Here is a 22,596-nt window from a genome sequence, read left to right as displayed (position 1 = left end):
ACGTCCTCCGGGTTATCCTACTTGATCCAAGTCGTCTTCCATCAAGGCCTTGAACACGTTGGAAACGCGTCCGGCCTCGTCAGCCACAATCATGCGGATCAGGGCAACTTTGTCGTCATAGCTGTTCGCAGTATCAAGCATCTCAGCTGAAATCGTGCTCTTCTTGGGCTTCAGCTTGGCCTTGATCTCTTCAAGCGTCTGTCCCTCTTCCATCTCGATCACATCCATATCGATGATTTCGCCGTCTTCGGTGGTGATCACATTTCCATAGCCGCCGGATTCACCGCTCGAAGCAAGAAACTGGGTCAGCAAAGGCTTGATCAACCCCAAAGTCACCACAGCCAAGACGATAACCATCAAGGCATTTCGCATCATTTCGCGGATCCATGGGTCTTCATACCACACCAATTCGGTGCTGCCGCTCAGAGACGAGATCACCGCCTCGGGTGAAATGAAAGGCAGACTTGACACGATCAGCGTGTCACCTCTGCTTTCGTCGATCCCGACAGTGCGGGACACGAGGGATTTGACTTCGTCGAGCCTGCTTGGGTCAAGCCCGATGGCGGGTGCCGCCACGGCGTCCCCATCTTCCGTTGGTGCCACAGGCAGTGTTTCGCGCAGCAATACGGCAACATGAACACCGTTTATGCGTGTCATCGGGCTGTTTTCCGACATCACTGTCCGGCTCACCTCATAATTGCGCATGGTGCTGTCTGATGATCGCAGGCGCGGCTGCCCCGGCCCAGTATTCCTGTCGACTGGTGCGTATATTTCGGCGACGGTGTTCGCGCCAGCTTCGGCGGTTGCGCCCGCTTCGGCAGGCGCCTGCCCGTCTGCTGCGCCTGCTGGCTGTTCCAGTTCCGGTCGTGGTGGAGGAGTATTGCCAACGGTGCCCGGAATACCCTGCGACGCTTCGGCGACTTCCTCTTCCACCGCTAACTGCTCACTCAAAAGGGCCGATTGATCAGGGATCACCATATCTTCGGTCCGCTCGGTGCGGGTGAAGTCGATATCAAGAGACACTTGCGCCGAAACATTACCCGGCCCCACAATCGGTGTCAGCAAGCTTTCGACACGCGTACGGTAGATGTCTTCCAGACGAAGCCGGTATTCGAGCTGCCGATCGGCCAGATCGGTCGCGGGGTCATTGACGGTGTCGGACAAAAGCTGCCCGTTTTGATTAACGACTGTCACGCTGGTCTTTGGTAGGTTTGCAACAGAGGATGACACAAGATTAACGATCGCCATCACTTGCTGCTCGCTCAAACTGCGACCAGGCATGACTTGCACGAAAACCGAGGCGGTCGGATTTTGGGCATTCCTCGCAAACGCAGAACGCTCCGGTATCGCAAGATGCACGCGAGACGCTGACACAACATCAATCTCGTTGATAGACCGTGCGAGTTCGACCTCCTGGCTTTGTTTCAGGCGCATACTCTCGACCGAACGGCTGGTTCCCATCGGCATATCGGTCAATACGCTGTAACCATCGGGCATTGATTGGGGCAAACCCTGCGCGGCCAATGACATGCGCGAATTATAAAATTCGCCCGTCGGCACAGTGATATCGCCTGTGACTGGATCAATTTGCACATCAGTGCCGTTATTGCGCAGCGCGTCCATCACCGCTGCTTTCTCAGCCTCGGGGAGCGCCGCGAAAAGCGTCGTGCGCTGCGGAGCCTGCAAAATGAGATATAAAATGAGGCCAAGAACAACAAGCAAAGCCGCAGCAATGACAGGAAAAGCGCGTTGTACGGCCGGCTGCATGTAAAACGTCCGCAGCTCCCCCATAGCATAGGAAGTCCGTTGCATCACCCCGGTACGCGAGGATGCCGTGCTCAAATTGGTCGAGCTATCGGTCATGTCGTGATCTCATTAAGCACTGAATTTCCTATACCAGACAACACCTTATACAGGCATGTTCATAATGTCCTTGTAGGCGCTAAGCGCTTTGTTTCTGACGTTCAACGCCATCTGGAAGCTAAGAGAAGACACCTGTTGGGCCACCATCACCTTGGTCAGATCGGTTTCCTTGCCGGTTTCGTAATCTTTGACCAGCTGAGCAGCGTCGTTTTGCGATCGCGCCACGTTATCAAGGCTGTCACTCATAAGATCAGCAAAGCTAGAGCCATCATTCGACCGGCCCACCATGCCACCGCCGGCAGCCCTTTCTGCCATATCTGCGGCCCGACTTAGGGCTGCATTGACGGTTGTCGATGAAACATTACTGATCTGTTCCAAGGCTTTCATTTCACACTCCTTTGGCGCGCGGTCAATTTACTGCCTGCGCCGTTGCTGTCTGAGATTGAATATCCATGATCGAAGACTGGTCGATCATGATGGCATCGGCCGTGATCACTGGACCGTCTTTTAGAACCAACGCGCGCTGGATCACATTTTCCAGCTCGCGGACATTGCCGGGCCAATGATGCGCCATGAGCAGATCAAGCGCATCGGGTGACAGCAATGGGGCTTCTGTCACATCTTTGACATGTCGCATGACCAATTCATACGCAATCGCGCCAATATCTTCGGGTCGCTCGCGCAAGGACTGCGTCTGGATGGGGAACACATTGAGGCGGTAGAATAGATCCTCGCGGAACCGGCCCATACGACATTCATCGCTCATGTTCCTGTTTGTAGTCGCAAAGATCCGCACGTCAACTTTGATCGCCTTTGTGCCGCCAACCGGCGTGACGGTCAGTTCCTGGATCGCCCGCAAAAGCTTGGCCTGAAGCTGCAGCGACATTTCCGAAATCTCGTCCAGCAAAAGCGTGCCGCCATCCGCCGCCCTGATCACACCGACATTCGATGTCGAAGCGCCGGTGAAAGCACCCTTTTCATGGCCAAACATCATCGCTTCCAGCATGTTATCAGGGATTGCTGCACAGTTGATCGCGATAAATTCCTTATCTTTACGCGCAGATTGGAGGTGCATGAAGCGTGCCATCACCTCTTTGCCGCTGCCACTGGGGCCATTGATAAAGACGCTGACATCAGATTTTGCAACGCGTCTGGCCAGGTCATACAGCCGCCGAGACCCATCAGACCGCACCAAGGCGCGCCCCGTGCCATGCAGCAGCGTGACAATGAACTGCCTCGCATCATCCCGCGCCATATCTTTTGGCAGTGACAGGTTCACGATCCGACCACCCAAGGATGTCGTAATACCATAGGCCGCGGCGCGGGTGTCTGCGATCAGGACAGACTTGGCGCCGACAGATTTTGCAAGCTCGATAACCCCCGACTGGCCACCCAGTTCGGCGGCTCTTTGCGCCGACAAGATCAAAAAGTCGGTGCTGCATTTACCTTCATGATCACAGCCCATGACCGACACAGCATCAATCTCATGCAAAATGAGATACTCCAATATCTCGGAGCCCAGGTCGAAAGCGACCTGATCAATAACTACCCTGTGTACGATCTTCATCATGAAATGAGAAAGGCAAGCGCCATGCCAATCCTGGCCCGCCGCTGAAATTCGACATGATATTATTTATAATTTACCGCCAGCTGTTGCGCGGCCATCATTATCTCATGTTTGCGCTTACAGTTTAGCCGCCACATGCCCGTGCAGATCACCCCACAACCGGAGTTCAGGCGGCAAAACCTGTAAATCGTCTGATAAGACCCAATTTGCAAAGCCGTCGAAAGTGACAAAACTTAGGCACCGAATATTTCGGTTGCTGGATTAAAGCTTGAGGCAGCGTCAACATGGTTGTGCATGCACTCGGTTTCTTGCTAGTACAGAAGTCAACAAATATTACCAGTAAAAGAACGTGACAAGAAACGTATCGGCATAAACAGGCGGTAACAGGACATGATGATATCTGGATCATCTGAACCGATTAAAACACTCTTGGCTGATATAAAAAATGCTGCGCCGTACAATGTAAATGTGCTTGTGGTTGGCCCAACCGGTTGCGGTAAAGAGCTTGTCGTACAAACGCTTCACAAATTGTCAGGCCGCAAGGGAAAACTTGTCAGTGTAAACTGCGCCGCCATTCCCCGCGACTTGTTAGAAGCCGAGCTGTTCGGTCATGAAAAAGGTTCATTCACCGGTGCAGCAACGCGAAGGGTCGGAAGATTCGAGGAAGCCGCTGGTGGCACGCTATTTCTGGACGAGATCGGTGACCTGCCGCTTGAGCTTCAGGGCAAGCTTTTGCGGGCAATCGAAGCCCGTGCCGTGAGCCGCATCGGTTCGAATACCGAACAGCCCATCGACTTCCGTTTGGTATGCGCCACGCATCAGAACATCGGAGATAAGGTCGACAAAGGTGAGTTTCGCCAGGACTTGATGTATCGGATCTCGGTGGTCATGCTGCAAGTCCCCTCATTGCAAGACCGCATAAGTGACCTTCCTGAATTGGTACGCTCAATTTCGCACGGGCTTGAAACTGACGGCTCTGGACTCGTCCCGCCCAAAGTCAGCAGTGATGGTCTGGAAGAGATGATGGCCTATGCTTGGCCCGGCAATATTCGTGAATTGCGAAATTTTTTTCAACGCGCTGCGGTTTTATCAACAGGTGTTCCTATTGATAGAAACGTAGTGCGGAAACTTCTTCACCTTCCGCTGGATCGATTGGCAGAACAAAAAGCTCTTTGGACGGCAATCGACCAAATGCCAGATGATGATGAATTAATAATTGCAGATCCTGTCGCGGCTCCTTTGGAAAGTGCAGATCAGTCGATGATCAGCATGCTAAGCGGTGATGATCAATTCAATCTGCAGGGTCACCTAAGTGCACAGGAAGCAAAGTTCATCGAATTAGCGATGGAGCTTTGTAACTATAATACAGCAAAAGCCGCTAAACGACTTTCGCTCAAACGTACGACGCTTATTGCGAAAATGCGGAAATATGGAATTTCATCTGACCTGCCCTCGGAAAATTCCTATAACCTGAACTAAGATATGCAGCATTCGTGCAGCCGCTGCCGAGATTGGCAAAAATCGGTTTGTCATTTTTCTGACAACGGCACGCGCCTTGCAGCTTCATAGGATCGGAATGCTCCATGAAAGATCGGATATGAATTTGCGATCTTGCCCGTTAGCATCCAGATAACCATCAGAGGTCAGAGTCAGGCTGTCCTGCAAAGCTAGGATAAGCGTCACCGGTCGCGGCGGGATGTGTTGCAAGCAATTCAATACCAGATTGAATTGTGCAACAGATACAGAAGCCCGTGCCAGCATCACAGGTCGGTTCTTTTCGATCTCGACAACGCCGATGGCGCCAACCTTGTCTACGTCGGTGGGCTTCAATGTCAGGACCATATTGCCCCGCGCGATGTTCATAAGACTGCAGTTGGCTACAAGAGCAGGAATAGCGTCATGCCCGACCAGAGTAACCTCGGCGGATTGAACGGAAACCTGGATGACGTTGATCGTCTCTTTCATGCAATGATAACCGTTCCACGCATATCACGCGCCCCCCATCCCTTCGGCAAAGTCCCGAAGCAGGGGTTGCATTTTCTTGAATGCCATTGATTTAAGTTGCGAAACGCGGCCTGGCGTTACTTCAAGTATGGCCGCTATTTCGTAGATATTCAGCTCTTCTACATAATAGAGCTGGAGGACCAAAGCTTCTCGTTGAGGCAAAGATTTAAGTGCAATCAACAACGCATCTTTCAACCTGCCACGGTCCAAAAGCTGTTCTGCAGGCGGCTCCTCTGCGGAAAACCACATCGAATATTCGTCATATTCATCCTGAAGCGAGTTCTGGTAACTGCTGTTCAGGCTTTGCTCCCAGGCATTTAACTCGCCTATAGTCATTGATACGGCCTCGGCCAATTCCACACGCGTCGGTGCCCGACCAAGTTTCTGAGACAGCTCGGCTTGTGCAAATTTGACGACCTTGGTTGTCGCAATTGTTTTGCGCCCAAGATTGGAATTCTTTCGAAGATAATCGTATATCGCGCCTCGCACGCGCAACACAGCATAGTTTTCGAAAGACACGCCCTCGCGCCGAGTATAGCGCTGCGCTGCTTCAATTAAGCCAATCAAACCAACCTGCAAAAGGTCGTCGAACTCGACAATAGAACGTACCCGGGAATGAATATGGTGCGACACGCGTCGGACCAAAGCCTCATGCTCTCTGACAAGTTTCTCGACATTCAACTTGGCCGATGGGTACTCCTGCATGCGCCACTGTTACCTACGGAACGGGGCTATGAAACGTAACAGCATCCGGTCCGGTATAGCCTGCGCCCCCTGCGAACAGCGCGGCCAGAATAGAGTCAATCTTTGGGTAAATACGTGCCTTCATCACATCGCGGTCAATCGACCTGCCATGGACCGAGCTTGCATTGATTTCGCTCATCTTTGGCATGTAGCCAGCATAGACCAATTTTACGGGCAAAAAGCTCGATACAGTCCGCTCAAAGTTATCGAAGATCATTTTTGCTTGTTCGGCTGATTTAGCCATGTTCACGACAGCCGAAAAGGACGTTACATTCTTTTCGAAATATGCGTTCTTGATCAAAGCATATGCATCAACAAAACTTGTCGCTTGGCCTAACAGGACCACCATGGTGTGGTCGGCAACTGACACAGTGTTCATGACACCTGTTCCCGACCCAGCCGGTACATCGACGATTATATATGCAAAATCATGCGCGGTGGTTTTGAGCGTGTTCAGCAAATCTTTCAGTCGCTCGGCATCGCTTTCTACCAAGACGTTCGCCGCGGTACGACCTGGCAGCAATGACAAGCCATTTGGCAATTTTTGGACAGCATCGCGCCAATCGCACCGCCCCTCGAGGACATCAATCAAATCGACCGTCGGCCGTGTGTTCAGCAAAACATGAGAGTTAGCCATCAACAGATCAGAATCGACAAGAAGCGTAGACCCGTAACCATCCTGCAGCCGCGTAGACATATTAACGGCCAACGATGATTTACCGACGCCGCCTTTTCCACTCGCAACAGAAATGATCGTAGGCATTACACCAGACTCCCTTTGGAACACATATGCACAAATAAGGCCAAGTTAACAATCTGTCATTAAACACACAGAAGCAATAAAAAGCGGCTAGGGATCAGGCGCTCCAATGTCGATTTCTACCACTATCGATGTGGATAAAAGTACTATAAGTACCAACGCCTCCACGACATATAGCATTTGCGGTGGCCCCAAGTTGCCGCTGTGAAATCTTTGGCAAGGCAAAATCAATAGCCCTGCCTTCCATGTGAAGCGAGTTGATGGCAACATTTCGACTTCTTTGCCGCAGCATCTCATTTGTCCTTTGGGACCGATAGCCTGAATTCACTCTTACATCGGTCGGATTGCCGGGTGTCGCAAACGCCCTGCATATTTCCAGAAAGTCCTGAACAACCGAAGGATCAATCACTTTGACCTGGTCTTCCCGCCAATCGCGCATGAAATGGTTCAATCGGCGGCGCTGAATCCACCCCAAATCCAATGAGGCGGGAACATCCAGAAAAAGCCGTTCACCGGTATTTGAATTGTGCAGACGCGCCACGAAAGGCAGGGACGGGCGGCCAGTGACGATACGCGGGACTGATTTTTCAATCTCGACAGGACCAGCCGACGCTTGTTGCGTGTAAAGCTGCATCATCGCACTCTCGGAACCCTGTTCAGCAGATACCGGTTTGTGAGAAAACAGACCGCCACCTCTCTCAAGATCGACGAGCGGCGCAGCGCTTGCGCCTACGGGTATACATAGAAGAGCAGAAACAACACTTCTACGAGAAAGCGTGACCGCACCGTGCATCAGAGAAGCCCCACGAGTGACATAAAATATTGCCTAGCGGGTGAGTTTCTCGATCATGTCGGAATAGGTTTGCAGAATACGCGACGATCCCGAAAACTGCTGCTGCGCGCGGATCATATCCGTCAGTTCAATTGTCAGATCGACGTTCGACGTCTCTAGGGTTCCTGATTGGATCATGCCAAATCCATCTTGGCCACCGACACCAAGAACGACTTGACCCGCCCCATCAGTGGCTTGAAAGCGGTTCATCCCTTTCTGCCGAAGCGCTGTTTCATTTGGAAAAGCGGCGATCGCAATCTGACCTAACACTACTGCAGGTTCGGAACCATATGTGGCCAGAAGCCGGCCATCGGTACCGATCTCGAGTGCTGTCAGTTGGGCATCACCTTCGGCCACTGGAACCGTTAAGGTTTGCAGAGCTTCACCTCCGGCACCATCGAACCCCATCACAAAGTCATTCGTCGAAGTCCGCAACACGCCATCTTTGTCCAGCGAAAACTCTCCGTCCCGCGTGAAAGTAAGCGTTTGTGATGCCACCCCATCAGCGGCGGGGGCAGCAGACACGAACATGCCTTTTCCGATCAAAGCAAGATTGAGAACACCGTCACGGGTCAACAAGCCGCCCTGCTCCGTGCTTTGCTTGGTTCCATCGACGATGCTGCCGACGCCTTTGGACAGGCGGGCAACCGAGTCGGCCGACCCTCCGCTATACAGATCCGAAAAGCTTGTATTGCTCTTTCGAAAAGCTGTGGTGCCGGAGTTTGCGACATTGTTTGAAACCACTGCGATTTCAAACATAGAAGTGGCCATGCCAGACTTGATCGTACCGAACATTCACATCTCCTTAGCGTTCAATGATGAAGCTTTGCAGAAAGCGTGCCAAGATGGTGCTACTTGAGAAAGTCGAACAAGCTGCTCTGGCCGATACGCGAATAGGCCTGCATCGCAGCATCGCGCGACACCAGCAGCGCCTGAAGCTCGGTCACGACCTTGCCCAGATCAGCAGAGCCAAGCTCGTTCACGTCAGTTTCCAAGGCCAAGGCGCGCGATTGTAACGCAGCCTCTTGATCCTCGGCACGCTTTAACCGCGCACCAATCTTGGTGCGCGAAACGGCGATGTCCTGTCCCGCCTGCACAAGCTTTTCCAACTGCGCATCGAGCGTTTGCGCCGTCGGCACCATCGTTTGTGGTGGCTCACCATCCGTCATGATCGTAAAGCGTGGCTCGCGCGACGCAAGTTCGACACCTTCGATCTTGAGCGCAGACAAAGCGATCGTGCCGGTAGCGGCAGAAAGCACCAGGCGACCACCAACGACCGTCGCGCTGACGCCGGTCCTCGACGATTGCTCGTTGATCGCGCTGACCAGCTGATCATGCGACCCGCCGACAACATCGGTTGCCGTGATCGACATGCTGCCTGATGGACCTTGCAGATCAAACGACACATCACGCGGAACACGGTCCCCGTTAAAGCTCAGCGAAAGCCCATCACCTGCATCGGCCGAAAGGGTGCTAGCATAGCTACCATCGGTCAACAAAGCTGCCTCGAAACTGTCAACAATATCAAAAATGCTTGCGACACCATCGGACGTGTCAACCTGCATGAAAACCTCGGCCCCATTCACCGATGTGGGCAGTCGCGTCGTTTCAGAGGCCGCCAAGGTATGCTGACCACCATCACCACGATACTGGATGCGGCCATTCGTATCTGGCGTGAATGGTTGAATATCGGTGGCATATCCGCCGAACAGCGCCTGATCGTCGGACGTGCGGCTGTTCGCGAGATCAATCAATGCCTCACGGCTTTGCGCAACATCAACCCGAATTGCCGCCAGATCTGATCCACCGAGAGTATCTGTATTTGCAGAAATCGCCCGCTCGCGCAGCTGCGCCATGATATTGTCAACGCTTGCCAGTACCGTATCACCCAATGACAGCCGCTGCTGCGCGGTCGTTGTGTTTCGTTGAAACCCCTTCAGCTGTGTCAAGCTTTGTTCCAAAGCGGACAACTTGACAGCCTCGATTGGCTTTTCAGAGGCTTCAGTGATTTCACGTCCAGTCGAGATTTTCGTCTGGCGCAGTTCGATTTCTTTGTTGACCTGCGAGAACCGCGTCAACATCTGATCAGAAAATAGCTTGGTTGATATAGACATATTTTACCTCATGCGATCCGGATCAGAGTGTCGAACAATTCTCGTGCGGTTTGCAGGATGCGTGCCGCGGCTTGGTAGGCTTGTTGCTGAGCCATCAGCTTTGCTGCCTCTTCGTCAAGGTTCACCCCACTCAATTCACTTTCTGACGCAACCGCAGCATCGCGGACCGCCTCGTTTGAGGCGCGCGTCAGCCGCCCAGCTTCGAGGCTGGAACCAACGCCTGCGGCAATGGAGCGAAAGTTATCTTGAAAGGTTCGCCGACCGCTGCCTTGCTCACCAAGCTTGATCAGCTCGTCCAGATTGCGTGAATCGCCCGAGGATCGTTGCCCTGTGGCAAATTGAAAGCTGTCACCGGTATCCGCAAAGCCCGCTAGTTCCAGTGTTTGACCCGTCACATTAAACCGCGCCAATCCACTCGACATGCGGGTTGCGATCGATGCACCCGATACCATATCGAAAAGCTCGACCCGGCCTGACGCGTCATCCATCATCTCGATCCGAAACTGCTCTGGTCCACGGGTTTTGGCCGTCAGTGGCTCGCCGATTTCGAATTCCGCGCTCAGGCGTCTTGCGCCATCTGAACCCATCACGACGATCAGCTCTTCGTCGGGAAGATCGCTCAGATGCAGGTAAATCCCGGCAGCACTGGTGCCACCAGCCTTGATGTCGACCACAGTTTCGTCGGTGCTGCGCGCCAAAAGCTTGCCGTTTTCGACACTCAGTTCGGCATTGGCAAGCTTGAAGCCAAGATCGGCTGCGTCAACGGATGGCGTGACAGCCATCACAGCCGAACCCACCGCAGACGTCAGCGTGATGCTGGTCAATCCATCATCACCCAAAGTGATGTCAACCGACAGCCCATCGCTTGCGGATTGCAGGCTCATCACACCGCTTGTCGCTTGAAGCACCACCGTTTTTGCGTCACCACCGACGGTGACGTCAATTTGGTAGGTACCATCAGTTTTTCCGGTCGCATCAAAGCTGCGCCCTTGCAGGCTTTGCATGACCTGACTGTCCGACAACCCAAAAGCCGCTGCGCCGGAATCGGCCACTGGTCGTGGTCCCGCTCCGGCAAGCTGCCCATCCGTTACGATCAGCGAAATCGAAAAACCTTCGTCTGTTTGTGTAACACGGGGCGTAATCCGCCCAGATTCAGGCCCGGAAATCGCAAAATCCAAGGCCGTCAGCCGATCAGGATTGCCGTCATCTACGCGGGTCAAAGTATATTCAGCACCCGCCAGAACGAACCTTGCAGAAGCGCCAATCGCGGGAACCGAGGTCGATCCAAACACGGCGCCCTGCAGCGACGGAACCGGGGCTTGCGCGCGCAGCTTTTGCGCGGTCAGCTGGGCCACACTTTCACCTGTCATGATGCCGGCGCTTAGTTCGTTCGCTGACACTTCCGCCTCGAACAGCGTGCCGTCTGCCGCTGTCAAAACAGTTTCAAATCGCGCCGAAGGCGCGTGAATGCGCGTGCCATCGACATTTTGCGACAGCCCGTCGATACTGCTATCCACAGCATAGTTCAGCGCAGCAAGCGTGCCGCCATTTGAATGCTCTTGCGCAACCAAGCCGCCCTTCATGGGATCAGCAGAAGATTCCAACGTGAAATTCAAGCGTCCCTCGCCGCTTGTCGTTAGGTCAAAGCCAGACCCGCTTCTGAAGGCGACAGTCCCGCTAAACCGCAGATCAGCAGTGAAGGAGACCGACTCCGATGGCGAGGCTTCGTCATCGAGCGCGAGGGGGTTGTACATTTGGTCAAGCGAGCTGGCGCGCAAAGCCACACCAGACGAGATGTTCGTCGTAACAACGTCAAAGCCATCTTTCTGGACCAAGGTGACGGCATTGCCCGACAAGGAAAGCTCGGCTGTGACGCCGGTTTCATCGGATCGACGATTAACCGCCTGCACCAGCTCTGATAGATCACCATCGTTGATCTGTGCTGTGATCCGCAATGCGGTGTCGTTCACACCTTTCAGGTCGAATTGTGTTGTCCCGCTTCCCACACCATCCAGCGACAATCGTATCGCCGTACGCGCCACCGCACTCACCCCGACCGGGGCGAATGCCTTGTTTGCCTCTTGCGCAACGTAGGCGGCATCAACGCCTGCGGGAATGCTCAGCGTGCCAGTTGTCCCCGTGTCCATCTGAAGGCTGATGGTTTGGGCTGTCGTGCTATTAGCAGCGGGGTTGGATGAAATAGTACCAACCGCAGTGCCGCTGAGACCCGTCAAGGAAACCATCTTGGATTGCAGACCGCTTGCCAGTGGGTCGGCTCCGGAACTGCGCTGCGTCACCGACATGCCACGATAACTTGCTGAACCACTGACCGCATTATAATCGGACCGGTATTCCGCAGATGCATTAAATCCGTTTTCAGTCGTCAGCAGTTGCGCCACTTCAGCCGCAGCAAGAGGCGTCCCAGAAACCTGCCGTCCCTCGCGGGTAAAAATCCGGATATCACTTGCGGGTTTGCCGCTTGTGATATCGGTCAGCAACGCATTGCCCCCGGCGGAAACGGCGCTGATTGCTGTCAGCTCAAGCACACCATCCGAGGCAAAGGTAAACCCTGTTGCCGATCCTGTGACAGAAAGGCCAAGTTCTCCAATCGTTAGGTCGGTCGTCGTCGATCGGAGAACACCCGCAGACAAATACTTGGCGATTTCTTCGCCTGACACCCATGCATCGGTTCCAACTGTTTCGGGATCCAGCGAAAAGCTGTAATTCGTCCCACCAACGGTCAGTGTCAGACCCCCGATATCCGCATCATTCTGCGCTGAAACTGTGGCCGTTGTTTGTGTGGCCAGGCTTGCCAGCGTGATCGACTCGGTACCGCGCGGGATGCTTCCGACGACACCGCCACGCAGAAAATCTTTTGCCGCGACAGGCGAAAGGTTGTTGGTCAGAACCGACGACAGCGCCGGCACACCCGACCCAGGCAAGGCTTCCTGTGTCGAGGTCAGGACTGCCGAACCCTTGTTTGTTGTGGCAGGATAGATTGCAATCGTCGAAGCTGCGGCAATTTCCTCGCCCCGCGTCAACAAAAACGAGATCCGTGACGCCTCGCCCGACATCGGTGTAATGCTGAATGTATCGCCGTCTTTGGGCGTTCCCTCAACAAGAATGACCGCGCCGTCTATTTCAAGGCTCGCGCGCCCGGCACCCAGCCTTGCACCGGTATCATCTGTGAGTTGCCATTGCCCACGACGCCCATCAAACGTCATTTGCAACGCACCCAGCCGGTCTGCCAGGCCAGGAACCAGACGGATCGTCGCTTGCGCATCCCCTTGGTTGGACGCACCGGCGGTAACGGAAAAATCGGCTACAGCAAAAAGCTCTCGTCCAAGCTGCCCGTCCAGATCGATCCCCTGCGCATGCTGGTCATTCAGTTTTTGACTAAAATCGCGCGCCAGCGCGTCAAGCTCACTCAACGCGCGCCGATTCGTACCATGCGCATCAACCAACCCACGCAATCCGCCCGTTTCAAGCTGAGATACGATCTGACCAGAGCCGACACGGAACATGATGCTCCCGGATTCGCCCTCAACCACAGACAGCTTTTTGGCATCTTCACCCGTCAGAATAAGAGGCCCAGAGTCGGATGCCCCCAATCGCAGCTCGGCATCCAGCCGATCTCCAATTTTGATGTTCACGGGGATTTTCTCGGCAAGCGAATCCAGCAGGCGATCACGTTCATCCAAAAGGTTGTGTGGCGGCGCACTTCCGATGTTCGAAGATCGCAACTGCCCATTGATGATACCAAGCGATTCAAGCGTCCGGTTTACTTCAACCAGTTCAACACCAATCTGTTGGGCGGTGCCGTTCATCAAACTCGTCAGCATGCCCGCTGTCGTATTAAAGGCATTTGCGACGGTTTCCCCCATTTCCAATGCGGCTTCACGGGGCGCAGGATCGCCGGGGCTGGCAGCAACCTGGGTCAGGTTATCGAAAAACGCAGTCATCACGACAGCCAGATCGCCGTCATTTGGAAGGATCAGGTTTTCCAGCTGTTCCAGTTTGCCAACGAAGGCATCAGAGGCTTCGAACCGCGCGGTGGCGCTGCGTTTGCTTTCAGTCAGAAATCCATCATAGGCCCTGCGGATCTCGCCCAGCTTGACGCCCAGCCCCGTTTGCGATGACAGGCCAGTGAGCTCGCTTTGAATACCATATACTTCGGTGAGCGTCGCGTCTCTGCGACGATAGCCCTCGGTATTGGCATTGACGATATTCTGGCCGGTGACATTCAGTGCCTCGCGTTGCGCCTGGACCGCACTGCGGCCGATGTCTAGCAAACTGGCCATTTAATCTGCGTCTCCATTCCGGACTCTGTTTTGAAACTGCCGCACGATGGCATCTGCGATGCCAAGGGATTCTCGCTGCGCCAGTGCGCCGGCGTATTCAGCATCTAGCATCTGAGTAAACGTCTTTTGTCCTTCACTATTTAGCAAAGGATCAGACAATTCCGCCGAACGCGCAGAAGATAAAATAGCTTTGACGAAAATAGCCTCGAACTGTTCGGCAACAGCCGCAAGCTGTTCAGGCGTCTCCAACCTTGAATCACGATTCAACGACGTGGACTGCTCGCTCTGAAACGCGGCATCCGTAGCCAGATTGAACGCAGAAGGACTGATGGGGTTCATAACATAGCCTCGTTTTCCTGCGCCAAAGATCTTGGTTCAGATGATGATAAGCTGCGCGCGCAAAGCGCCTGACACCCGGAGCGCCTCCAGGATCGCCACCAGATCGGACGGCGTGGCACCGATCGCGTTAATCGAATCAACCACGTCGCTCAGGCTGACACCCGGGTCGAAAAGGAAAGCGCGCGCGCCCTGTTCGTCTACGGTGATCGCGCTGTCTGGGGTTACAACGGGCGCTGCCGGAGTATTGACCACAACACCATCGGCGACGATTGTTTCGCTTTGCGGCACGGCCTGCGGGTCTTCGCGGATGCGGACGGTCAGGCTGCCATGGGTGATGACGGCAGGCGTGACATTGACATTGCCCCCGATCACAACCGTGCCCGTACGGGAATTGACGATGACTTGCGCGGGCGGTGCTCCTGGCTGGACCTCGACCTGTTCGATCAGGCTGGCAAAGGACACCTTTTGCTCGGGGTCAGAGGGCGCTTGCACACGGATCGAAGACGCATCAATCGGCACGGCGGTGCCTCCCCCAAAGACCACATTGATGGCCTCTGCAACATTGCTTGCTGTTGAGAAATCAGGGCGGTGCAGGTTGAGAACCATATATTCATTTGTGATGAACTCGTTCTCGACCAAACGTTCGACCGTGGCACCCTGCGGCACACGCCCAACGGTTGGAACATTCACCGTCAGCGATGAACCGTCTTCGCCTGAGACGCCCAATCCACCTACGACCAGATTTCCCTGAGCTAGCGCATAAGTCTCGCCATCAACGCCCAGCAAGGGTGTCAGCAAAAGCGTGCCACCACGCAACGATTCCGAAGGGCCCAAGGTCGATACGGTCACATCCAGCGTCTGCCCCGGCTTGATAAAGGCTGGTAGGTCCGCCGTGACGATCACCGCGGCTGCATTGGTTCCGTCAAGACCATCAAGCTCTGTCACCATACCAAAGCGCGACACCATAGATTGCAACGACTGCAGCGTAATCCCCAGGTCACCGTCACCGGTACCGGACAAACCGACAACCAGACCGTAGCCAACCAACTGGTTCGACCGCACGCCCGCCAGGGCTGCGATATCCTTGACCCTGTCCGCCTGCGCGACGCTGGACAACATGCTGATCGTGACAGCCAAAAGACCGATCAAGAGTAATCGTATGCAACGCATCACGGCCCCCTAGATCAAGTTCAAACTGGACACTGCGCGTGAAAACAACCCGCGTTTGGACGTGTCGGCGATATCACCCGCGCCGGTATATGTGATCTCTGCGTTGGCAAGTCGATTGGAGCTGACAATATTCGCAGGGCTGATGTCACTGCGCCGGACGATCCCACTGACGCGCACGTATTCATCCCCACTATTCAACGTCAGCTTTTTCTGTCCGAGAATCTGAAGATTGCCATTGGGAAAAACCCGCACCACGCTCACCGTGACCAGGCCGGTGAAGGTGTTCGATTGTTCGGCAGCACCAGACCCTGCAAAAGATTGGGTCATACCGAATTCCGGATCATTGGGGCTAATGAACCTAGGAAGGTTCGCAGTGGTGGTATCCGATTTATCAGCAGTAGCAGTTTGCGACTTTGTCGCTTGAAACGACTCGTTCAATGCGACGGTCAGAACATCGCCAACTTTTGATGCGCGTTGCTCTACGGCAAAAAGCCCAGACACGCCGGGGTGATAAATACTGCCGTTGGACGGACTGCTATTATAGGTATTATCCGGCAGTACAGGCTGAAACTGCGCACTCGCTGCATCTTCCACATAGGTTGAACAGCCTGCAAGGATCGACAGCGCAAAAAGGGTCAAGACGCGGAATAGGTGCATTATCTTATCTCTACAGATTATTGGAAATGTAGCGCATCATTTCATCCGAAGAGCTGATCGCCTTTGAACTGACTTCATAAGCTCTTTGCGTCTCGATCATTTCAACGAGCTGTTGAACGACATTCACGTTTGAACCTTCCAGCGCACCCTGCATGAGCTTTCCCAGTCCCTGTGCCTGTGGCGCCGCGACAGTCGGGGCACCGCTGGCCAGCGTTTGCGTCACAAAGCTCTCTCCGATGGGCTGCAATCCGCGCGGATTGGCGAATGAAGCAATGGTCAGCTGACCGACCTCTTGCGCTTCCTCCTCACCCGCTTGCCGCACAGACACCAAACCATCTTGCGAGATATTCACCTCGGTTGCATCGGCAGGAATCCGAATTTCCGGCTGGACCACATAGCCACTTGCCGTGGTCATCGTACCATCAGCGCTCCGCGAGAAAGACCCGTTACGGGTATAACCGACGCGGCCATCAGGCATCAGAACCTGGAAAAACCCTTGTCCTTCGATCGCCAGATCAAAAGAATTGTCCGTGTTTACCATACCGCCCTGCGTGTAGAGCTTTTGGGTGTTTACCGCTCGTACACCGGTACCCAATGCCAGCGCAGACGTCAGTGCTGTTCCTTCGGATGTTTGGTCACCACCAGAACGCTTGACCTGATAGAGCAGGCTTTCGAAATTCACGCGGTCGCTTTTGAAACCAACGGTGTTCAAGTTTGCCAAGTTGTTGGCAATGACCTGCATGCGCGTTTGCTGCGCGTTTAATCCGGTCTTTGCGACATGCATTGCGTTGGTCATGGTCGGCTCCTGATTGATCGTTATCAGGATGTTTGCAATCAATGTGCCAACCCGGAAACCGGGGCCGAATTAGCCGGGCAGGCGCATGATCCGCGTGCCGCCTTCGTCGATTTCTTGTGCAAGCGCAATGAACTTGACGCTCATTTCAAACTGCCGCTGGCTTTCGATATTCTGGATCAAAGATCCGATGGTATCCACATTGCTGTTTTCCAAGAAACCTTGGGTCAACCGCGCCCGTTGATCAGGTGCAGGCAGGTCGGCTTGGCCAACCGGACGGATATGCCCATCAGGTGACTTTGAAAGAACGACGCCATCAGCCTGCGATGTTGCAATGATTGGACCGGCAACCAACGTGCCCTCTGGTGCGTCAAGAAGCTCCATCTGGATCTGGCCGGTCTCTTCCACCACTATCCGCCGCGTCGGAGGAAGCTGGATCGGGTTCAATGCAACATCAAGCAGTTTATTACCCGCACCATCGACGACAAATCGGTCGAGGTCGAACGACAGGTCGCCGCGCCGCGACAAGGCTGTATCGCCACCGCTGCTGGGGGCGATATAGAAATATCCCTGACCCTGAATGGCAAGATCCATTTCCGCTTCTGTGCTCTGCAGCCCGCCCTCATCAGTAGAGAACAGCGACTGAGACGCTTCCTGGCTATAGACACGCGAACGGAACTGGTCGAACGGCGTTAGAAAACTTGCCTCGCGCGTCACACTCAGATCAGCGCGAAAGCCCGGCACATTCGCATTTGCCATATTCTGTGCATTCACACGCAACTCGGACGAAATGTTGCGCAGGTTATTCAGTGCAATATGAATGTTGCGGTCCATGCAGATTTCCTTGAATGCGAGGGTCAGCCTATGGAGTAGACTGACCCTCAGGCCCCTTAGGTACGGATATTAATGATCGTCTGCGTCAGCTGGGTCGATGTTTCAATAGCCTTGGACGCCGCCTGGAAATTCCGCTGCGCAGTGATGAGGTTCACCAGCTCTTCGGTGATATCCACGTTCGACCGTTCCAGCGCACCGGATTGGATCGACCCGAAACCTTCGGTCCCGGCTTCCCCGATGATGGGATCACCCGACGATGCGGTCTGTACGAATGTCGCATTGCCGACCTGTTTCAAGCCGTTCTGGTTGTTGAAGTTTGCCATCACGATCTTGCCCAGGGGCTTGTTCTGACCGTTGGTGTAGTTGGCACGCAGAAGGCCCGTGGCATCAATGCTCAACCCGTCCAGACGACCGGATGTAAAGCCGTTCTGTTCAAGGTTGTTGACCACGAATGGCGTCGCCAGCTGCGAAGAGGCACTGTAATCGATATCCAGCGAGATCGAGAAGGTCTCTGTCTGCGCCTCGTAGCGGGTCAATCCCTGCGGACTGATCAACCGGCCCGTCTTGTCAAACGTCAATTCACCTTCGTTAAGATACAGCGGGTAATATCCCTCGACCAGATTGTTCGGTTCCGAATCGACGATCTCGCCATTTTCGTTGACGAACAGCGGCACACCATTTTCGTTGGTGGCCTGAACAAGGTTGGCGATCGTCGGCACGCTGCCGATACCAAGTGGAACATCATCAAGCCCCAGCTTCGCAGGCCCACGTACCCGGATGGTGGAATCACTGCCTGTTGTCCCCGTAGTAAAGACAAAGTTGTTGTCGTCCGGCTGATACCGCACGGTGACGCCGCCGATTGTCTTGCCGGTGGCCGGGTCCTGCATCTGGTTGATCCGTTCCTGAAGCCGCTCGGCCAGGGTCGAACCGATGTAATTGCCGCCCGGAATATCGATCACCGCGTTGATCCCGTTGACCGATACGTTGAATGTCGTCTCTCTGTTCGCTGGGTTCAGGAAAACAGGGTTAGAATTCAACGGGTCCGTCGCCGGCGCACCGATCGCACGCGCGGGAAGCGATTGCAGGCCTGTCCCTGCCGCAAAGCTGACGCTTTTGCTGCCGCCGACACCCATCAGGTCGTTTTCACCCTGCGCCAAGACACGCGAGGCCAGATCGACAGCGCCTGGCTCGATTTTGGCAGACTTCGTCGTCGGATCAATTTCATACCGACCAACCTGAATGTTCGAGGCTTTTTGCGCCGTCGGCACGCCCAGTGCCTTGTCCTGTTCAATCGCCTCTCCGGTTGTGCCGCTCTCAAAGGTAAAGGCGCGCGCCTCGCGGTCATAGCTGACCTTGGCCCCGAACCGCGTCGGGCCATCCCCTTGGCTTGCCCCATCAAAGACAAATGGCTGACCGCGGACACTGGTTGCGCTGGTGATCTCGACCCTTGGGGACGAAGTGCCGGCCAGACCAAAGGCGTTCACACCGGAATTGCTGGTGGAAGAGACCTGTATCGCGGACAAGTTGCTGATTGCGCCGCCGGGGCCCAATGTCGTGTGATCAACATTGAAAACAATGCTTTGCGTCGCCGCATCATAAGCAACCTGAATGGGCGCGTTCAACTCATCAACCCAAGCCATAGCAGTGGTCGGGGTGTCGAGACCCAGTACAGCATTCGTTGCATCCGAACCTGTCACGCTCCCGGTAAAGGCACCAAAGATATTGACATCAAAGTCTGCATCCAGCTCGGTGTCAGTATACGCATGGCGCGCGGCATCCGTTTCACGCACGATGAGCCGCTGATTATTGAAACTCGTAGCTGATCCCGCCACCTCAAGGGCCGCACCTTCGAAATAGGCCTCAACCTCAGAGGATCGTTCCGACAGGATATAATAATCCGTTCCAGCAATGTTTATATCGCTTTCCGGCAGCCCCAGACCACCCGTCGCAATTTCGATCTCATCACCGTCTATGGCGGTGATCCGAAAGCTGCGGCCATTCAACGCTTCTGCATCCGCATGCGCGCCCATGAGCAGGATTGTATCACCTACAGTGAACGATGCGCCAAGGCCGGTGCCCATTGTGATCAGCAAGCGATTGTTTTGCGAATCCAGGCTGATGGCGTCAGTGGCTGTTGTAGATACGCCAAGCTTTTGGTCATACACACCGACGGTTGGTCTGTTCCCGACATTGGTATAGCCCAAATGACGTTGTTTTGTGATCGCGAAATCTCTGACATTACCAGCGTCAAGTATCGCGACCAAAGCAGCGAAGTCTGTCTCAGCAGTTTCAGCAGCGGTCAGTGTGGTGGCCAAAGCATCGAAGGCTGTCTCAGCGGTTTCAGCATCGGTCAGTGTTGTAGCTAATGCAACAAAGCTGTTGTATGCGACGGCAGCAGGTGACGACGCTAAATCAGTACCTGCAAAAACCCCATTCGACGTGTCGTAGTACAATGCCAGCGCATCGTTAGCAGTAGTAACTTCAGCATCTCCCGCAGCCTTCAAAGCGCTAGTCTCTGCAGTAATCTCTGCATCTGTCGGAGCAGTAGAAAGTGAGGGTGTAGTGAGAGTAAATGCCCCGCTAATGGCGAGTTCGGCTGTGCTAACTGCGGTGGCCAAAGCAGTTTGCTTGGTGACGATCTCTGCATCTGTCGGAGCAGAAGCATCGACAACTTCAGCAATAGCGGCACCAACGGCAGCCGCAGCTGTGCTAACAGCGCTGGCCAAAGCGGTTTGCTCAGCAGTAATCTGTGTATCTGTCGGAGCAGTGGCATCCCCAGTGGTGAGCGTAAATCCACCACCAACGGCTGTCTCAGCTGCAGTAGTGTTCACTTTGAGGGAATCTGCGAAGTAAGCTGACCCCCCAAGCGCGGCTTCAATTGCATCCAAGACGTCGTTTTGGTTGGCGGCAGTTGCGACACTAACCGTCAGATCCGCGAGTGTCGCGTCAGAAAAAGTGATGGTGACAGCACCGGCCACAGGCGCCGTGATCGTGGAATCCAAATCTGAAACCGTGAATCTTCCGTTTGTATAGGCAACGCTCCACTTGCTTGAGGAACTGGCCATCGTGGTGATACCCAGATCACGCGTGGTGTAATCGAAGCTGAAAACTTCAGGGTCTGTTGGCGGCACAGAAATCTTGGTGCTACCGGTCAACTGGGCAAATTGTTTGTCCGACGCTCCTGGCACGAAAGCCGGTTCGCTGTTCAAGGCTGCGTTCAGGCGGATTTGGGCATGGGCAAGAAACACATCAAGATCAAAATTCGGTGACGTGCTCTCTGCCAAATCCATTCCGGCCTGGATCGAAACAAAAGACGGCTGCAGCAGGTCAACCTCAAGCGGTGTGCTCCGAACCGGGGTTTCGCCAGATGTACCTGGCTGGAACAGCTGGATGGAAATCTTGTCGTCCACGCCTTTCTGGATCTCGATCTTGCGGGCATCGTCATGGGCTTCGTTGATTGCCCGTTCGACCTCTGCGGCCAATTGCTCGGCATTATAACGGCCGGCCCGGACATCAATGCTCACGGGACGTGTGCCATCGTCGATATTGATCAGCAGAAAATCGCGGCCCCAATAAACACCCTGATTGGCATCTGGATTTGCCTCATAGGTGGCCTCGAATTGCATCGGGTCAGTGACAATCTCGATTTCGCCGGTTCCCTCATCCCCGAAGTTAAAGCTGCTTGCCTGACCTGTCAGGGCTGCAGGCTGCGACGGGGCGCGGTCATTTTGTTCGTCAAGCTTGTAAAGCGGCGAACTTTTTTGCTCTAACGTATAGCTCGCGTCAGGCACGGATGTTGTCTGGTTTCCAAACCGGTCGATAAAGATCTGTTCGTTGGATCTGGTGACAGCAGGGACAAGATCAGGCGGGACGATCTCGTCATTGATGACAAGGCGGGTTTCGAACTTGTTGGTCGGATCTTCGGCCGTCGCGCGCTGGGTCTTGATGAAATAGACGGTCGCAATCGTCGGGTTACCAAGATCATCAAAGATCGTGAAGGATGTCGAGTTGGTGAAACTCTCTGAATCATTGGGATCAAAGGTATACCCGTCTGCGAACTTTTCCTTGTCAGTCACCACGTCGGCGCTGGCTGGCACGTTCACCGCGAGATCAACCATGGACGTCGCCTGTGGATCGCCCGATGTCACCGGCAACCGCAGCGGAGAAGCGCTGTCGATATCCTTGGCGGTGACCGATCCGTCTTCGTTCACCGGATAGGCCAGCAGGAACTGCCCCGAGCTGTCCACAACGTTCCGGTTGTTGTCGACGTTAAACGAACCGTTACGCGTATAGACCACCTGCGTTGATGTCAGGCTGGGCTTGAGCGCGAAAAACCCCTGCCCCGAAATCGCCATATCGAGCGCGTTCAACGACGAGGCGATGTTACCCTGTGTGAACTGCTGCTTCACGCCCTTCAGAATTGCGCCAGAGCCGATCGATGACGATGAGTTCTGCAACGGTGAAGTTGCGAAAATGTCGCCGAATTCCGCGCGCGACCGTTTGAAACCGGTCGTACCCACGTTGGCAATGTTGTTCGATGTTGCCGAAATATCGGATTGTGCGCCGTTAAGTCCGGTCAAGGCTGTATAAAAAGACATGCGTAGTTTCCTTGATTGAG

The 22,596-nt window shown here is 54.4% G+C and carries 17 protein-coding genes; 1 reads left to right on the top strand and 16 read right to left on the bottom strand.

Annotated elements, in window-relative coordinates; translation table 11 throughout:
• Nucleotides 1-12: 12 nt before the first annotated feature.
• Genes fliF through ACPF9B_RS14100 form a run of 3 tightly spaced genes read right to left on the bottom strand, consistent with a single transcriptional unit; the run spans nucleotide 13 to nucleotide 3,355 of the window.
• Complete coding sequence (fliF, locus tag ACPF9B_RS14110) at nucleotides 13-1,863, bottom strand: flagellar basal-body MS-ring/collar protein FliF (RefSeq protein ID WP_424178198.1); 1,851 nt, start codon at nucleotides 1,861-1,863, stop codon at nucleotides 13-15.
• Nucleotides 1,864-1,908: 45 nt separating this feature from the next.
• Nucleotides 1,909-2,250, bottom strand: a complete 342-nt coding sequence (fliE, locus tag ACPF9B_RS14105; RefSeq protein ID WP_007206216.1) for a flagellar hook-basal body complex protein FliE — start codon at nucleotides 2,248-2,250, stop codon at nucleotides 1,909-1,911.
• Nucleotides 2,251-2,272: 22 nt separating this feature from the next.
• Entirely contained in the window at nucleotides 2,273-3,355 is a 1,083-nt protein-coding gene (locus ACPF9B_RS14100; RefSeq protein ID WP_424178196.1) for a sigma 54-interacting transcriptional regulator, read from the bottom strand.
• A 465-nt stretch (nucleotides 3,356-3,820) separates the two neighbouring features.
• On the opposite strand from ACPF9B_RS14100, the gene ACPF9B_RS14095 reads away from it, so the two are divergent.
• Nucleotides 3,821-4,909, top strand: coding sequence for a sigma 54-interacting transcriptional regulator (locus ACPF9B_RS14095; RefSeq protein ID WP_424178194.1), 1,089 nt, complete (start codon nucleotides 3,821-3,823; stop codon nucleotides 4,907-4,909).
• A gap of 84 nt (nucleotides 4,910-4,993) precedes the next feature.
• On the opposite strand, the gene ACPF9B_RS14090 is transcribed toward ACPF9B_RS14095, so the two are convergent.
• The 13 genes from ACPF9B_RS14090 to ACPF9B_RS14030 form a co-directional block, all read right to left on the bottom strand.
• Nucleotides 4,994-5,395, bottom strand: coding sequence for a hypothetical protein (locus ACPF9B_RS14090; RefSeq protein ID WP_007206220.1), 402 nt, complete (start codon nucleotides 5,393-5,395; stop codon nucleotides 4,994-4,996).
• A gap of 24 nt (nucleotides 5,396-5,419) precedes the next feature.
• Complete coding sequence (locus ACPF9B_RS14085; RefSeq protein ID WP_007206221.1) at nucleotides 5,420-6,139, bottom strand: sigma-70 family RNA polymerase sigma factor; 720 nt, start codon at nucleotides 6,137-6,139, stop codon at nucleotides 5,420-5,422.
• 13 nt (nucleotides 6,140-6,152) lie between these two features.
• Nucleotides 6,153-6,941: an AAA family ATPase gene (locus tag ACPF9B_RS14080; protein ID WP_424178191.1), complete on the bottom strand. Its 789-nt coding sequence runs from the start codon at nucleotides 6,939-6,941 to the stop codon at nucleotides 6,153-6,155.
• A 94-nt stretch (nucleotides 6,942-7,035) separates the two neighbouring features.
• Nucleotides 7,036-7,731 carry a YcbK family protein gene (locus ACPF9B_RS14075; protein ID WP_424178189.1) on the bottom strand — a complete coding sequence of 232 codons (696 nt, stop codon included), beginning with the start codon at nucleotides 7,729-7,731 and terminating at the stop codon, nucleotides 7,036-7,038.
• 33 nt (nucleotides 7,732-7,764) lie between these two features.
• Nucleotides 7,765-8,565 carry a flagellar hook-basal body protein gene (locus tag ACPF9B_RS14070; RefSeq protein WP_424178187.1) on the bottom strand — a complete coding sequence of 267 codons (801 nt, stop codon included), beginning with the start codon at nucleotides 8,563-8,565 and terminating at the stop codon, nucleotides 7,765-7,767.
• A 56-nt stretch (nucleotides 8,566-8,621) separates the two neighbouring features.
• Entirely contained in the window at nucleotides 8,622-9,884 is a 1,263-nt protein-coding gene (flgL, locus tag ACPF9B_RS14065) for a flagellar hook-associated protein FlgL (protein ID WP_424178185.1), read from the bottom strand.
• Nucleotides 9,885-9,892: 8 nt separating this feature from the next.
• Nucleotides 9,893-14,185 (bottom strand): flagellar hook-associated protein FlgK, encoded by a 4,293-nt coding sequence (flgK, locus tag ACPF9B_RS14060; protein ID WP_424178183.1) that lies wholly within the window; start codon nucleotides 14,183-14,185, stop codon nucleotides 9,893-9,895.
• Nucleotides 14,186-14,524: a rod-binding protein gene (locus ACPF9B_RS14055; protein ID WP_424178181.1), complete on the bottom strand. Its 339-nt coding sequence runs from the start codon at nucleotides 14,522-14,524 to the stop codon at nucleotides 14,186-14,188.
• A 36-nt stretch (nucleotides 14,525-14,560) separates the two neighbouring features.
• Complete coding sequence (locus ACPF9B_RS14050) at nucleotides 14,561-15,643, bottom strand: flagellar basal body P-ring protein FlgI (protein WP_424180440.1); 1,083 nt, start codon at nucleotides 15,641-15,643, stop codon at nucleotides 14,561-14,563.
• Between the two features lie 60 nt (nucleotides 15,644-15,703).
• Entirely contained in the window at nucleotides 15,704-16,351 is a 648-nt protein-coding gene (locus ACPF9B_RS14045; RefSeq protein ID WP_424178179.1) for a flagellar basal body L-ring protein FlgH, read from the bottom strand.
• A gap of 10 nt (nucleotides 16,352-16,361) precedes the next feature.
• Nucleotides 16,362-17,147 (bottom strand): flagellar basal-body rod protein FlgG, encoded by a 786-nt coding sequence (gene flgG, locus ACPF9B_RS14040; RefSeq protein WP_007206230.1) that lies wholly within the window; start codon nucleotides 17,145-17,147, stop codon nucleotides 16,362-16,364.
• Between the two features lie 69 nt (nucleotides 17,148-17,216).
• Nucleotides 17,217-17,978, bottom strand: a complete 762-nt coding sequence (locus tag ACPF9B_RS14035; protein ID WP_424178177.1) for a flagellar hook-basal body complex protein — start codon at nucleotides 17,976-17,978, stop codon at nucleotides 17,217-17,219.
• 56 nt (nucleotides 17,979-18,034) lie between these two features.
• Nucleotides 18,035-22,576 (bottom strand): flagellar hook-basal body complex protein, encoded by a 4,542-nt coding sequence (locus tag ACPF9B_RS14030; protein WP_424178175.1) that lies wholly within the window; start codon nucleotides 22,574-22,576, stop codon nucleotides 18,035-18,037.
• Between the last annotated feature and the right edge of the window lie 20 nt (nucleotides 22,577-22,596).

The sequence above is a fragment of the Yoonia sp. TsM2_T14_4 genome (genome assembly GCF_049602355.1).
In the GTDB taxonomy this organism is placed as follows: Bacteria; Pseudomonadota; Alphaproteobacteria; order Rhodobacterales; family Rhodobacteraceae; genus Yoonia; species Yoonia vestfoldensis_A.
Note: the sequence above shows the minus strand (reverse complement) of the source record. Positions and strands in the feature narration are given on the sequence as shown.